General features: G+C 42.8%; 15 protein-coding genes. 10 read left to right on the top strand and 5 right to left on the bottom strand.

Annotated elements, in window-relative coordinates; translation table 11 throughout:
• The first annotated feature begins 21 nt into the window (after positions 1 to 21).
• Positions 22 to 1,176: an MFS transporter gene (locus ACZ5GY_RS00200; protein WP_464112120.1), complete on the top strand. Its 1,155-nt coding sequence runs from the start codon at positions 22 to 24 to the stop codon at positions 1,174 to 1,176.
• On the opposite strand, the gene ACZ5GY_RS00205 is transcribed toward ACZ5GY_RS00200, so the two are convergent.
• The 4 genes from ACZ5GY_RS00205 to ACZ5GY_RS00220 all read right to left on the bottom strand — a co-directional run bounded on the left by ACZ5GY_RS00205 (position 1,154) and on the right by ACZ5GY_RS00220 (position 4,551).
• Positions 1,154 to 2,905 carry a FeoB small GTPase domain-containing protein gene (locus ACZ5GY_RS00205; protein ID WP_213699483.1) on the bottom strand — a complete coding sequence of 584 codons (1,752 nt, stop codon included), beginning with the start codon at positions 2,903 to 2,905 and terminating at the stop codon, positions 1,154 to 1,156. The two genes, ACZ5GY_RS00200 and ACZ5GY_RS00205, sit on opposite strands and share 23 nt — an antisense overlap.
• The gene (locus ACZ5GY_RS00210) at positions 2,895 to 3,155 is read right to left on the bottom strand and encodes a FeoA family protein (protein ID WP_213689937.1); all 261 of its coding nucleotides are present in this window, start codon (positions 3,153 to 3,155) and stop codon (positions 2,895 to 2,897) included. The genes ACZ5GY_RS00205 and ACZ5GY_RS00210 overlap by 11 nt, the downstream gene beginning before the upstream one ends.
• The gene (gene rlmN / locus ACZ5GY_RS00215; RefSeq protein WP_213689936.1) at positions 3,127 to 4,176 is read right to left on the bottom strand and encodes a dual-specificity RNA methyltransferase RlmN; all 1,050 of its coding nucleotides are present in this window, start codon (positions 4,174 to 4,176) and stop codon (positions 3,127 to 3,129) included. Before rlmN ends, ACZ5GY_RS00210 begins: the two co-directional genes overlap by 29 nt.
• 75 nt (positions 4,177 to 4,251) lie before the next feature.
• Entirely contained in the window at positions 4,252 to 4,551 is a 300-nt protein-coding gene (locus ACZ5GY_RS00220; RefSeq protein WP_213689935.1) for an NAD(P)H-dependent oxidoreductase subunit E, read from the bottom strand.
• A 123-nt stretch (positions 4,552 to 4,674) separates the two neighbouring features.
• Between ACZ5GY_RS00220 and ACZ5GY_RS00225 the strand changes: the two genes are divergently transcribed.
• The 7 genes from ACZ5GY_RS00225 to ACZ5GY_RS00255 are packed head-to-tail and all read left to right on the top strand — an operon-like array spanning position 4,675 to position 10,492.
• Positions 4,675 to 5,487, top strand: a complete 813-nt coding sequence (locus tag ACZ5GY_RS00225) for a ZIP family metal transporter (protein WP_464111904.1) — start codon at positions 4,675 to 4,677, stop codon at positions 5,485 to 5,487.
• A gap of 36 nt (positions 5,488 to 5,523) precedes the next feature.
• Positions 5,524 to 6,075, top strand: coding sequence for a manganese efflux pump MntP (locus ACZ5GY_RS00230; RefSeq protein WP_213699484.1), 552 nt, complete (start codon positions 5,524 to 5,526; stop codon positions 6,073 to 6,075).
• A complete protein-coding gene (locus ACZ5GY_RS00235) occupies positions 6,036 to 7,073 on the top strand; it encodes a Mur ligase family protein (protein WP_213695675.1) in 1,038 nt (345 codons plus the stop codon). The genes ACZ5GY_RS00230 and ACZ5GY_RS00235 overlap by 40 nt, the downstream gene beginning before the upstream one ends.
• Positions 7,066 to 7,515 carry a poly-gamma-glutamate biosynthesis protein PgsC/CapC gene (locus ACZ5GY_RS00240; RefSeq protein ID WP_213695676.1) on the top strand — a complete coding sequence of 150 codons (450 nt, stop codon included), beginning with the start codon at positions 7,066 to 7,068 and terminating at the stop codon, positions 7,513 to 7,515. The genes ACZ5GY_RS00235 and ACZ5GY_RS00240 overlap by 8 nt, the downstream gene beginning before the upstream one ends.
• 3 nt (positions 7,516 to 7,518) lie before the next feature.
• A complete protein-coding gene (pgsW, locus tag ACZ5GY_RS00245) occupies positions 7,519 to 8,610 on the top strand; it encodes a poly-gamma-glutamate system protein (protein WP_213699485.1) in 1,092 nt (363 codons plus the stop codon).
• Positions 8,607 to 9,242 carry a response regulator gene (locus tag ACZ5GY_RS00250; protein ID WP_213689929.1) on the top strand — a complete coding sequence of 212 codons (636 nt, stop codon included), beginning with the start codon at positions 8,607 to 8,609 and terminating at the stop codon, positions 9,240 to 9,242. The genes pgsW and ACZ5GY_RS00250 overlap by 4 nt, the downstream gene beginning before the upstream one ends.
• Entirely contained in the window at positions 9,239 to 10,492 is a 1,254-nt protein-coding gene (locus tag ACZ5GY_RS00255; protein WP_213695678.1) for a nickel-dependent lactate racemase family protein, read from the top strand. The genes ACZ5GY_RS00250 and ACZ5GY_RS00255 overlap by 4 nt, the downstream gene beginning before the upstream one ends.
• A gap of 72 nt (positions 10,493 to 10,564) precedes the next feature.
• Here the strand turns inward: ACZ5GY_RS00255 and ACZ5GY_RS00260 are convergent, their stop codons facing one another.
• On the bottom strand, positions 10,565 to 11,320 hold the full coding sequence (locus ACZ5GY_RS00260; protein ID WP_213699486.1) for a transporter substrate-binding domain-containing protein: 756 nt from the start codon (positions 11,318 to 11,320) through the stop codon (positions 10,565 to 10,567).
• 97 nt (positions 11,321 to 11,417) lie between these two features.
• Here ACZ5GY_RS00260 and ACZ5GY_RS00265 point away from each other — a divergent pair, with 97 nt between their 5' ends.
• Together ACZ5GY_RS00265 and lysA are read left to right on the top strand one after the other, a co-directional pair.
• On the top strand, positions 11,418 to 12,644 hold the full coding sequence (locus ACZ5GY_RS00265) for an aminotransferase-like domain-containing protein (RefSeq protein ID WP_464111905.1): 1,227 nt from the start codon (positions 11,418 to 11,420) through the stop codon (positions 12,642 to 12,644).
• Between the two features lie 344 nt (positions 12,645 to 12,988).
• Positions 12,989 to 14,281 carry a diaminopimelate decarboxylase gene (lysA, locus tag ACZ5GY_RS00270; RefSeq protein WP_213689925.1) on the top strand — a complete coding sequence of 431 codons (1,293 nt, stop codon included), beginning with the start codon at positions 12,989 to 12,991 and terminating at the stop codon, positions 14,279 to 14,281.
• Positions 14,282 to 14,298: the final 17 nt, after the last annotated feature.

Here is a 14,298-nt window from a genome sequence, read left to right on the forward strand (position 1 = left end):
GTTATTTTTTCTATTTTGTTATTGGCATATTTTATGTCGTATTTCTTTAGAATATCCCCCTCTGTAGTTATGCCTATTTTCTCAACACGTTTGGGAATGAGTGCTTCTTTAACAGGTTTTGTCGCAAGTTTTTATTTTTATGCCTATGCTGCTATGCAACCTGTTTGCGGCCTTCTTCTTGATCGTTTGGGGCCTTTGCGGGTCGTAGCTTTAGGTCTTTTGATTACGGCGTCTGGCACGGCCTTGATTTTATTTACTCAGACGCCTTTTTCTATTGCACTCTGGCGTCTTTTAACAGGCTTGGGGTTAGCTCCTATGTTTTTAGGCGCTTTAGTCTATCAATCAGCGGCTTTTCCTCTTGAACGATATGCCTTTTATTCAGGATTGACGTTAGCAGTGGGAAATTTCGGAGCCGTTGTTGGGGTTGCGCCTCTTGGCTGGGCCATAGATTCATGGGGGATATCGTTTGTCTTTGCTTTTCTGAGTTTCTTATGTGTTGTTCTTGCTTTGTCTCTCTTTTTAAAGAGAAAAGAGGATCCTATCTTTTGTAAAAAGGGAAAGGCGCAGAAGAGTTTGCTGCAAAATCTCAAGGAAACAGGTGTTTTTGTCTTTACGTCACCCGTCGTTCGTTCTATTGCTCTTATTTGGAGCATGTTAATGGGAGCTCTTCTCTCTTTACAGGCTCTTTGGGCTGTATCGTGGTTTGCCCATGTGTACGACCGCCCCTTTGCAGAATGTCGCATTTGGGCAACGTCCATTGGAATAGGTGTTATGGTTGGAACTCTTGCAGCTGGCTCTTTGGGGACTTCAAAATCGAGTCGTGAGAAGTTGCTTTTTTCTTCTACTGCCTTGTTTGTTATTGCTCTTTTTCTTCTCAACATATTTTTGTTTTTACGTCTTCCTGTATTTATTGCCGGAGGTGCTAGTTTTGTTCTGGGTGTAAGTTTCGGATCGGGAGCGGTGTGTTATGCAGCTCGCATTAACGAAGAAGCTCCGCAACATCTGCGCGGAGCTGTAATGGGAATAGTTAATTCCCTTATTTACGTATCAGTTATCTTCTTCCAATGGGGAACTGGCACTCTTATTGACAAAGAAGGTTATGCCGTTACATACTTCATCGTTTTTTTACTTGTAGCAATGAGTCTCTTCTCCCTTAAGAAATTATGGCAACATTAAGGGCAAGTCGTAAAAGTGTTCCTGCAGTTAAGGCCGAGAGAATCATAATAGCTAAACTTGCAGCGAGTTTTTTGCCGCCGAGCTCTTTCCATAAAACAATGAATGTAGCAATACAAGGGAATGTCATAGCTAAAGTCACAGTTGCTATAACCAGTTGTTGCGGCGTCATATTGAGTGTTGCCAACATTCCGACAGCAACGTCTTTGCGCAAAAGCCCCATAATAATTGGTCCTGCTGCTTCTGCCGGTAAACCGAGTAGCCCGGTAAATATGGGTTTGAGCAGTTGCGTAATAACGTTTATAAAGCCTGTCATATAGAGAAGATTTACCAAAAACACTCCCACCATCACAAGAGGAATAGCTTCAATAAAAAATCCCTTTAAGCGAAACCAGAGTTTATAGAAAAGGTCTCGTGCTGATGGAACTCTGTATGGAGGTATTTCTACAATAAGTTCAGGACTGTATCCTGGCATAAATAAGTGCAGTATTCGCCCGATAACAACCCAAGCGAGAAAAAGAACCCCATATGTTATGAGAACATATTGTATTCCTAGGTGCCCGATAACGCCTACGATCATGGCCTGCAACCCTGCGCAGGGTATTGCTACTGAAATGAGCGTGGCAGCAATAAAACGTTCCCGATCCGATTCGAGAACTCGTGTTGCGAGAATTCCGGGGACATTGCAACCTAATCCCAACAAAGCCGGAACTACAGCGTATCCATGAAGGCCAAGTCGGTGGAAAAGGGCATCGAAAAGAACTGCAAAACGTGGCAAATAACCAACATCTTCCAAAAAACTCAATGCCAGATAAAACGAAAGAACGTAAGGTAAAACCATAACGACTGGTACATAAAGACCTGTAGAAAGCAACCCGAAACTTTGCTCCATATCTATAGCGCCATTAAAGAGTGTGCCAATAAGAAGCTGATGAACAAGGGGCCATCCTGCCACGAGAGAGGAAAGTTTCATAAGTAATGGAATCCATACCCGCTCTACCAGTGGATCAAGAAGCAGATTGATCAAACCCTCTCCAATGAGACGAATCACATAAAAACTTATAGAGATAACGAAAATTCCTATTATTCCTCCCCATATAGGGTGAACAGATAGGTCTTCAAGAGTGTCTCTTAGAGTATGATGCCGGTGAACAACTTTTTGAGTTTGTTCGATAATTGAGCCAATTCGTTTCCATCGTTCTTCGCTTGTAAGCGTTGGAAGATTACATTTTTTAGCTTCCGGTATTCGTGCAATAATCTGATTTATTCCCTGCCCGGAAAGCGCTACAGTAGGAACAACAGGAACGCCAAGAAGTTCTTCAAGCTTCTCTACATTGATGCTAATTCCACGATGGCGGGCTTCATCAATCATATTTAACGCCACAATAGTGGGAATTCCTCTTTCCATTGCCTGAAAAGCCAAATAAAGATTGCGTTCAAGTGCTGTTGCGTCGAGAACGATAATAGCCAGATCCGCGCCTTCATCAATCATGCGACGAGCTACGTGCTCCGCTTCATTTGTAGGATCGAGTGTGTACGCACCAGGAACATCTATGATTCTATATACCTCAGAATCATAGCGAAGCCAGCCTTCCATAAAACCTACTGTCGTTCCCGGATAATTTGAAGAAAGGGCGCGAACTCCTGTTAATCTTGAAAAGATAACGCTTTTCCCAACGTTTGGGTTTCCAATAAGGAGTAGTGTTTTTGTTAAAGGAGGTTCAGTTGCCATGACAATTCTCCTTAACTGGTACAACCATTACTCGGGAAGAGATACGCCATCCAATAGCTATCTGACGACCATCCACAATAATAGTAATTGGTCCATGAAAGGGCATGCCCGAAATTTTTTCTATAATTTTCCCCTCGCGAAGGCCAAGGGCTTCCAAACGCCGTCGGCTTTCGCCTAAAGGCATTTGGACAATTTGAGCCCTTATTCCATTTTCGAGATCTTTAAGATTTAGACTTAGAGTCTGATTCATCCCGTCTTCGCAGTTGGCCACATGCTGCATTGATATCAGATCCTTTTTCTCGGCGTATTTCATATTCGATGTTAAGCTCTTTGAGAATAGAGCCAAAAGCTTTTATCCGCTCCGGTGTTGAACGTTTATATCTGGAATCGACCGGATTATAAGGAATTAGATTTACGTATATTGACAAGTTATTTGTCAAAGCCGCAAGTTCGTATGCCTGCTCACTGGAGTCATTTACTTTATCGATCATAACGTATTCAATGGTGATACGATCGCCGGTTTTTTCCTGATAATAACGAAGGGCTTCTATAAGAGAACCCAAAGAGTACTTCTGGTTTACTGGCATAAGCTTGTTTCTCAACGTGTCATTTGTAGCGTGAAGAGAGACTGAGAGACGAACAGGAATGTCTAGCTCTGCCATAGCGCGAATACCAGGAACTATTCCCGATGTTGAAACAGTTATGTGGCGAGCGCCAAGTCCCCTCATTTTAGGATGGTTCAGAATCTTTATGCTCTTAAAAAGAGCTTCTTGATTGAGCAACGGTTCTCCCATACCCATAAATACAATATTCGTAATGTTTTGTCCTGCCACCTTTTCCATGGCAAGAAATTGTCCGACGATCTCTCCTGCAGTGAGGTCCCGAACAAAACCGCTCATTCCCGTAGCACAGAAAGTACATCCCAGAGGGCAACCTACCTGGCTTGAAATACAAGCTGTGTTGTGATTCCCATGAGAGAGAAGAACAGATTCTATCTTCTGCCCGTCCTGCAACTGCCATAGAAATTTTCGTGTGCCGTCTTTTGATGTCTCATGCCTTACCAGAGTTGGAGGCAATACCAATAGCTTATAAGAAAGATCCTCTCGCAGGTCTTTCCCAAGATTTGTCATGTCATAAATATTAAATACTTTCTTTTGGTATATCCATTGGCAAAGCTGATCTGTTCTGTAACGCTGAAGCCCGAGTTTTTCTGTGCACAACTCAAGCCATTCATCGTAATTCATTTCTAGAGCTACAATGGCTCCATCCATATTTGTTCCTCCTGACTCAAATAATCTCAATAACAAATAGTATATATGTTCATGGTAAAAAATGATATGCGAAAATTATGAAAGGGAAAAGGAAGACTTGAGCAGCGAAGCAAGCTTTTCTTTTGTCATGAACCCATATATTTCTTTTCTCCACTCTATTGCAGGAGGAGAAGCGCAGGCTCCCAAGCAAGTCGTGATCTTTATTTGAACACTCTCTTCAAGAGAGAGCTCTTGTATAACCTTTTCTGCTACAGGGGCGAAATCCCGACTACATGGTCCACAGATATATAATATTTCTGGTTTTCCTCCAGCTAATCCTGAGAGGGACGAGAAAGAGACTGCTACTAAAACCAGTATAAATAAAAGTCTTTTCATTTTGTTCACCCTCTTTTTTATATAGTATTATAAATATACGTATAGCCCCTATTTTTATTTTATACAGCAGCTTTTTCACTGTATTAGAGGCACGTATTATTACAGAGAAATGGAGTGAGAACGGTGTTTGATTTCTTTATATCACTGAGTCCTGTTGTACAAGCTCTCATTGGCACTCTCTTTACTTGGGGATTAACTGCTCTTGGTTCTGCTGCTGTTTTTTTACGAAAAAATCCCAGTCAGAAGATGCTCGATATTATGCTGGGATTTGCTGCTGGCGTTATGATTGCTGCCAGTTATTGGTCTTTACTTGCTCCTGCCATTGATATGTCCTCGGAAATGGGGATGCGGCCGTGGCTTCCTCCTGCTATAGGTTTTCTCTTAGGTGGCATTTCCCTCAGAGTCATAGACCGTTTATTGCCTCACCTTCACTTGGGACAACCTCGTCAAGAAGCCGAAGGAATTGCTACGACATGGAAAAGAACAACATTACTTGTTTTGGCTATCACTCTTCACAATATTCCTGAAGGAATGGCTGTAGGAGTGGCGTTTGGGGCTGTCGCCTATGGTATCCCTTCTGCCTCGCTGGCAGGAGCCATTGCGCTTGCCCTGGGAATTGGCATTCAAAACTTCCCTGAAGGAATGGCTGTCTCCATGCCATTGCGACGGGAGGGGTTTTCTCCATTAAAAAGCTTTTGGTACGGGCAGCTTTCAGGTATAGTGGAACCTGTTTTCGGAGTTTTGGGCGCTATCGCTGTTGTTGCAGCCAGACCGATTTTACCATATGCTTTGGCTTTTGCAGCTGGAGCCATGATTTTTGTTGTTGTAGAAGAGGTTATTCCTGAATCACAACAGGGAGGTAATGGAGATCAGGCTACAATGGGAGTCCTTTTGGGTTTCACTATAATGATGATATTAGATGTGGCTTTAGGGTAAAATAATAAAAAGCTGCTTTTGAAGGGACGGAAGATAATGTCAATTATAGAGCTTTTGTTGACAGCAGCGGCTCTTTCTATGGATGCCTTTGCTGTGTCGCTTGGCGTGGGGGCATGTTTACCTCTGTTAAGTCCCGGCCCGGCGTTTCGAATGGGGGCTGCCTGTGGTGGTTTCCAGTTTTTAATGCCCGTTTTGGGATGGGCTATGGGAATACGGTTACTTTCTTTTATAGAAGCTTATGACCATTGGGTTGCCTTTATTATCCTTTTTATTCTTGGTGTCAATATGATCAGAGAATCGAGAAAGGAAGAGACATGCGAAGGGAAAGATAGTACTCATGGATTGACTCTCCTTTCTTTGGCTATAGCTACCTCTATTGATGCGTTAGCTGCTGGTATCGGTGTAGCAGCCTTGAAAGGACCTGTTATGATCTTGGCTGTTCCCGCAGGTGTTATCACCGGTTGTCTATCAACGGCAGGTGTATTCTTGGGGTTCCAGGCAGGACGTTTTCTTGGCAAGTATGTTGAAATTGTTGGCGGAGTCGTTTTGTGCTCCATTGGGTTGAGAATTCTGCTAACCTCAATATGACCCAGATACAAATTGTTGTAACAGGAAGCCGTGGAAAAAGTAGTGTAGCAAGATTATTGTTTTGCGCCCTTTCTTCCTATGGGCTTCAGACATGGGCGAGAATTACTGGCGTTGTTCCTAGGGAACTGTCTCCTTTTGGAGAAAGAGCTATTTTGCGAAGTGCGGGGGGGCATGTAGAAGAGATGCGCTGGTGGCTTCGTTCTCTTCCTCCTCATGCAGAAGCAGTTGTTTTGGAAAATAGCGCGGTAGCGCCAGAACTTCAGAAACTTCCATCATGTTGGCTTAAAAATCCCATTTTTGTCATAACCAACGTGCGGTCAGATCATCAGGATGCATGGGGACCAGGAGAGGAGGGGGCTGTCTTAGCTCTCACCCAGGGAATTCCGCGGAAGAGTACTGTTTTTATTCCTGAATCAACATCCTCGTCTCCTTTGCTACTCAGCGTTTTGACTCAAAAACAATGTCAAATACATATAGCTGCATTTTCTTCTCTTGAAACATGTGTTATGTGGAAAGAAGAAAACATGGCGATAGTGAGAGATATTCTTTCTTTTTTGGGGCTTGATCCCAAATTGGGAGAAGAAGCAATGACGCGTCTTCTCCCTGATATAGCAGATTTTCAGGAAATAAAGTTTGGAGAAAATATTTTAGCAGTTGCTTTTTCAGCCAATGATGTAGAGACAACGCAGCGACTTTTTGAAAGTCTTCGATGGCCCGTGGAGGATACGACTCTTCTTTTCAACAATCGAAGGGATAGACCTGAGCGATTAAAAGCTTTTCTCCCTTGGCTTAGGCGAAAAGATTGGAAGAAAGTCTATTTAATGGGGGCTCGTCCCTTTTGTGGTCATGAGGGGATTGAATATATAAAAATGGTATCTACACAAGAATTTGCGAGTTTTATGAGGCAGAAAAAACGAGTATTAGGATGCGGAAATGTGGCAGGTCTACCACTCGAATATCTTCTTGAATATACATATAAAAGGTGTAAACATGCATAATCTTCAGTTTGCGACAATAGGGATAGGAATTGCTTTAGGAATGCTTTTTTATCGTCGAACGGGACGTTCTTGTGGTGGAATTATTACCCCAGGTTTTATCGCCCTTCAGTTAGGAAATCCTCTTTCTGTAGGAATAGCTATAGGAACGGCACTTTTTCTTGCTTTACTTCTTGAGATAATTGTCCGTTTTACGGGTATATATGGTCGACAGCGCATTGCACTGGCAATGCTCATGGCTTTGGGATGTAAAGTACTTCTCGATCTTTTCTTCCCCTCTACATCTCTTTGGCTTGGCTGGGTGGTTCCTGGCCTTTTAGCAGCCGATATGCAACGCCAAGGGATAGGGGAGACCCTTATTGGAACGGTTATCGTGACTTTGCTTACGGCGATGTCTTTTGATGTATTGGTTGGTTTAGGGCATCTTTTAGAGAGGTCGATATAAGTTATGAACGAAGAACATATCCCGTCTTTAAACGATTATCTGAAGAAACAACGAGCCTTTGTTTTGAAAAGTCGTATGCGTCTTTTATTTTTGGCTTTTGTTCTTGTGCTCTTATGGTTTTTGCCGAGACGCTGGGGATTTTCCTCTGAAGAAATGCGATTATGGAACGATGTCCGTCAAGCAGAACTTTATATCTGGCAGTTGCGAGAAGATCAACAGATAGGAGCAGGGGGAGCAGATCCGTGGAAACTTGGACTTATAGGTGTGGAGTGGAGTCCTCTTTCGACGACTCTAGGAAGTCTTGAATCTAAGCGAACAGCGTGTCATCCTGGCTGGTCTGTGGCCATTCTTAGAAAATTTGATAGTATGGGGTTGAAAGAAGGAGATCCAGTGGCAATACTTTCTTCATCCTCTTTCCCGGGATTATTGCTTAATGCATTGAAAGCTGCGGAATATCGAAAACTAAACGTGCTTCTTATCGTCTCGTTGGGATCGTCAACATGGGGTGCCAATGTGCCTGAAATTCCTTGGCCCATAATGGCAGAAGAACTTAGAAAAAACGGATTATTACATACGAAAGCTAATTACTATACCCTTGGCGGTGATGACGAAAATGGAGGAGGAATTGCTCCTGAAGGGGTAGAGATAATGATTCAAGCGGCGGAAAGGGAAGGTGTGCCCCTTCTACGTGAAGAGAATCTCGAAAAAATGATAGAAAAGAAGATGAATATTGTAGAAAACTTTGTTCCCAAACTTGTGATGAGCATAGGTGGTTCTCATGCAAATATGGGTAATGATGATGAAATCTTGACTCTCTCAGGAGGTTTACATCTTCCTTCTGGAAGAGAAAACGCAGGAGATGGCATTATAGGTCGGGCTCTCTCTGCAGGGTACCCTGTCTTCCATTTTCTCAATCTTCATGATTTGAGCCTAAAATATGGTATCCCGTATAATTCCTCTCCTTCGAAAGAGATGGCATCTCAAAAAAGTTGGTTTTTTTCTTTACTTGGCGTTTTCTTGGGCGGATGGGTTTTGTTTTCTCATCGAAGATGGATGCTCTTTTGTGACAAGAAAAATGGGGGAGAAGAAAAGTGACTCTATATTTGGGAGCTATAGACAACGATCGGAAAGTTCTCTACCAGCTTGAAAAAATGGCGGAAGCAGAAGAGTGGCGTTTTTACGCTACAGTTGATCCCGAAGAAGCTCTTGCTTGGATACGTGATGATGAAATAGATATCCTTCTCTTGAATATTAAAATGCCCATTGTTAGTGGGTATCAGCTTATACAAAAAGCGAGGGATCTTTCGGAAAAAGTGGTTCTCATTGCTTTATCAGAAACAGAAGAAGAAGATACGGCTTCAAGGGCCTTATTGGTAGGAGCTGATGATTTTATTATAAAACCGTTACGGCTCTCAGATTTCAGAGCTCGTTTGCGATTACATGAAAAGTTGGTTAGCTATAGGGAGCAGCTGAATTGGGATATACGTAAAAAAGGCATTAGTGTCGATACTATGAGGGAAGTTATATATTGTGTTAAGCGAAATAAGGAAGCTATGGATTGTGATGAAGTCGCAGCTCAGACCGGACTTGCTTATGTGACTGCCCATAGGTATCTCGATTTTCTAGCCGATCGGGGAATGGTAGTGCGTGTATCTGCTTCTTTGGATGGTCGTCCTGGGCGTCCTAAAACGTTTTATGAATGGAAAGGTGGACTTAAAACAGTATGAAATCTCTTCACAGTTTTGCTCTTGGCCGTCGAACTCTTGATATCTCTTTAGAACGGCCAATATTGGAAACTCAGATTCTGGGAAACCGTCCAATCCCTAATTCTCCAGAGAAAGCTTTGGCTCTTCCGTGCGAGAGTCCTCTTTTGCGTAATATGGCTAGAGAAGTTTCAGATATTACTGTTGTTATTCCTGATGCAACCCGTTCTTGGCAAGATGTTCCACGTATGGCTCAGGCTATTCGAAGAGAACTACGCGAAGGCGGTCGTATGCCGGTGACGTGGATTATTGGCGGAGGGCAGCATAGATTACCTACAAAGAACGAAATACAAATGCTTCTTGAAGATATACCATTGAGTGGTGACAAAATTCTTTGCCATGACAGTACTCAGGGAGTCAGAACTGGAGATGTGACTTCTCGTGGAACTCCTGTGATTTTGCACCAATCTGTGGCCAGGGCTGACTTGATTGTTCCCATTGGCGGAATAGCCTATCACGATCTTGCTGGTTTCAGCGGTGGTCGTAAGGCACTGCTTCCCGGTATATCAGGAGCAGAAGCCATTCAGCATAACCATGCACTTTCTCTTGTGGGCGCGACAATTGCTTCTTCTGTTCAGTGCGGAGCATTAAAGGGCAATCCCGTAGCTGAAGATATGGAGGAGTATGCACAAATAGTTTTTTCTGAACGAAAAGGATTTTTGCTAAATGTGATTCCTGATGAAAATGGGAACCCATATTGTTATGTAGCAGGAGATCCTTTCCAGGCATGGTTGAAAGGAACAGAGTTGGCGCAACAGCTTCAGACCCTTTGGATATCTGAAAAAGCGTCTTTGGTTCTGGTTTCGTGTGGTGGCTATCCATACGATATTGATCTATACCAATCGACAAAAGCTATTTCAGCCGTACTTCATGCACTGGATTCCAAAGGAGGTCTAGTCCTTTTTGCAGGTCTTGAAGATGGCGCTGGACCAGGAACTTTCGGCGAAGATTTTCGCCTTGCTATAGAAGAGCCCGAGAGGGCTATGCAGAAATTGCAACAAAATTTTTCCATTCCTGCTTTTATTGCTTCGAAAATAGTGGCAGACCTTAAGGGGCATCCAGCGGCACTTGTTTCGGATCGTTCTGACCTGCCTTTTCCAGGGGAAGTTTTTACCAATGAAAAAGAGGCTTTGGAATGGATCGAAAAAAAGATTCCAGTGGGTCCTGCTTTGTGCGTTCCTGCAGGAAATTGTGTGACAGTAAGAAGAAAATAATAAATAATAAAGGGAAGCACATAAAATAAAGTGTGCCTCCCTGTGTTCTTTCTTCGTGTGTTTCTATTTAGTTTATTGTTTAAACCATTTGTTTCTGAGATTTTCCAGCTCATCAGAGTTTTGCATTTCGTTAAGGGCTCCATTTACAGCATCTAAAAAGTCTTTTTCTTCAAGATGAATAGCTAGCGCTTTGCCAGCTCCAGTAATTTCTTGTTCAAATGCGATAGAAATTTTACCGTCAAAATCTTTTTGATCGAGGAATTTTTTAGCTACTGGAACATCCATCAATGTAGCATCAGCCCTTCCCAGCGTAACTTCTCTCACACAATCATCAAATTTTTGGAAGGTCTTTACGTTTGCTCCTTCTATTGTGCGAGAAAAAGTTTCTTGAACAGTTCCAAGCTGAACAGCTATAATTTTCCCCTTCATGTCGTTTAGTGTTTTGAGCGAAGTGTTCTCAGTTTTTGCTAAAAAAGCGCTCATAGATATTTCATAGGGGGTAGAAAAAGCTACTCGTTTGGCTCGTTCGGGGGTTGCGCTCATTCCTGCGGCGACAATATCGATCTTATGGGCTAGTAGCGCTGGGATAAGACTATCGAAGGGCATATCTACCCACTCAATCTTTTTCCCGAGTTTATTTGCAATACTTTCCATAAGTTCAATGTCAAATCCCTGAAGATTGTTCTTTTCATCCCGAAATTCATAGGGGGGATATGTGCTCTCTGTTCCTATAACTATGGTATCTTTATCTAGAACCTTAGCATGCGCAGAAATGGGTGAGAGAACGAACAAATAAAGAAATAGTACTGAAACGATAATTTTTTTCAATTTCCTACACCTCCACCTTAAACAAAGGTTTACAGATTGATAAAAATATGTTTTAAAGTTTATGGAGAGATGGTATCAGATTTATCATCTCTGTCAAGTGAATTTTTATGTTGAGGTGATTGTTATTATGCATTGGGAATCTCTCTTTAACGCCCGCGCTCAAAAGCTACAACCATCGGGGATTCAGGAAATGATGGTTTATGCTTCTCGTCCAGGAACTATCTCTTTCGCTGCAGGTCAACCTTCCGAAGACCTCTATCCGGTTGAAGTTATTAAACAAGGGTTCAATGAGGCACTGAACGATATGTCTGTTTTGGCTTATCCCCATACAGCAGGCGATCCTTTGCTGCGTAAATGGGTTTCTGATTGGATGGCTGATGAAAAACTTGTTTTAGAAGCTCCAGGCGAAGATCGCATTCTTTTGACTACTGGTTCTCAGCAGGGATTGAATATTCTTTCGCAGCTTTTTCTGAAAGATGGGGATGTCGTTATTGTTGAAAACCCCTCCTATCCAGAAGCAATGCTGACCTTTGAAAAAGAGGGGGCTCGTTTTCTTACCGTTCCCATAGATGAAGAGGGACCTGACCCTATGCGACTTGAGAAAGTTTTAAAAAAAGAAAAAGTAGCCTTTTTTTATACGATCCCTACATTTCAGAATCCATCAGGGGCAAGCACTTCTTTAAAACGAAAAAGAGAAATTCTGGCTCTTTTGAAAAAGTATGGGGTGACTCTTGTTGAGGATGATCCATATAGACAGTTGTGGTTTGATAGCCAGCCTGAGGCCACTTATCTTAGTATTGCAGAAGAAGATGATCCTGTAATTTATCTTGGCAGCTTCTCTAAAATTGTAGCGCCAGGACTTCGTTGCGGATGGATGGTTTTACCTCCTGAGGTTATGGAAAAAGCTGTTCAGCTACGTCTGACTCTTGAACTGGGATCTTCGGCGCTTTTGCAGAGAATTGTCTTTTTTGTGGTATCACAGCCTTCTTTTGACGAACATCTTCATTCACTCAGAGATGAGTATAAAGAGCGGAGAGATGCTATGGCCGAGGCGATTTCCAAATATTTAACCCCCTTAGGCTTTTCCTTTTCTCTTCCCCATGGTGGTTTCTTTTTTTGGGGAGAAAATAAAAAGATAGATGGAGTGGCTTTTGCCCGTTTTGCTGCAAAAGAGCACAAGGTTGCCGTTATCCCAGGAGAAATTTTCTTCGCGTTTCCAGAGGAAGGGAAACACTTTATACGTCTCTCCTTTGCAAAGGTAAAAGCTGGTGAGATGTCTACGGGAATAGAAAGGATTGCTGAAGCTTTCAGAGAATTCTGTTAAAAAGATAAATTCAAACACTATGTTGACGTAGTAAAGTGGGTTCGTTATAATACCTCCAAATGTTTTTAAGAAACAGCGATGAAACAGGGCGCGCATTTGGCATATCGTGATACCAGGGATGAACATTCGATGGACTGAGAGGTGTTCTTATCACGGCTGAAGAGCTTAAAACCTGTGGAGCTGGAGCGGAAAAGATAGAGCCATATCTGGAGTACGTTCCCGGGTAGTCTCCGTTATAAGACCAGAGCGAGATACGTGTATGTATCTAAGCAGGGTGGTACCGCGAGTTCAAGGACTCGTCCCTTCGGGGACGAGTCCTTTTTTTATATTGAGGAGGAAACAAAATGAGTTCGAGGGAACATTTGGTTTTTGATGGTTGCGATACTGTAGAGCTTGCCAATACTTTTGGCACGCCGCTTTATGTGCTTTCGGAAACAGCAATACGTGAGCGTTGCCATGAAGTGAAGGAAGATTTTCTTCATAAATATCCCAACACAAAAGCTGTCTATGCGAGCAAAGCCTTTCTTACTATGGCTATGGCCAAAATTATTGCCAGTGAGGGATTGGGGCTTGATGTTGTTTCCGGAGGAGAGATTTATACGGCTTATAGGGCCGGTTTCCCCATGGAAAGAACAGTATTCCACGGAAACAACAAAACGTTGGAAGAGCTTCAGCTTGCCTTGGAAACCGGGGTGGGACGTATTGTTGCAGATAGCGAGTCTGAAATAGATATTATCGAGGAAGCGGCACGACGAAGAGGCAAAAAAGCAATTCTTCTTCTTCGGGTGGCTCCAGGAGTTGATGCAGAAACCCATAAATATATTGCTACAGGACATACCACATCCAAGTTTGGCTTTTCGCTAGCTGGTGATACGTTGCTGCGAACGATTCGCCGGATCATGGCTTCCGATCTTCTTGAACTTAAAGGATTCCATTTCCATGTAGGCTCTCAACTTCAGAGTAATCGTTCTCATGTTTTGGCCGTAGATGCTTTAGTGAATGAAATGAATCTGATGTTCAAACAACTGGGGTTTGTTACAGAAGAACTCAATATAGGCGGAGGGTTTGGCGTTCCTCAACATCAGGGAGATACGAGAACCACTCTCAAATACTTTATCGATCCCATTATGTCTCACGTAACAACAGAGTGTGAAAAGGCAGGGCTTGTTCGTCCCATGATCATTATTGAGCCAGGTCGATGGATCGTATCTGAAGCTGGCATCACTCTGTACAGAGTCGGGAGCATAAAGGATGTTCCTGGGGGCATTACCTATGTCGGTGTGGATGGAGGAATGACAGATAACCCAAGACCAGCCCTATATGGAGCTCAGTATTGGGGAGTTGTTGCCAATAAAGCCGATGAACCTGCTGAGAAAAAAGTAACAGTTGTAGGTAAATGTTGTGAGTCTGGTGACGTGTTAATGCGAGAAGTTTTTGTTGCTAACACCATCAGCCGTGACGATATTTTAGCGGTATTTAATACAGGCGCATACAACTTCTCTATGGCGAGTAATTATAACCGTATTCCGAGAGCAGCTGTTGTTCTTGTTCGTAATGGAGAATCTCACGTTATTGTGAATCGTCAAAGCTACGATGACCTCCTTTTGGGAGAGGGTATTCCTCAACATTTGCTCTAAAAATATTTCTTATCAAT

This window comes from Aminobacterium thunnarium (genome assembly GCF_055390565.1).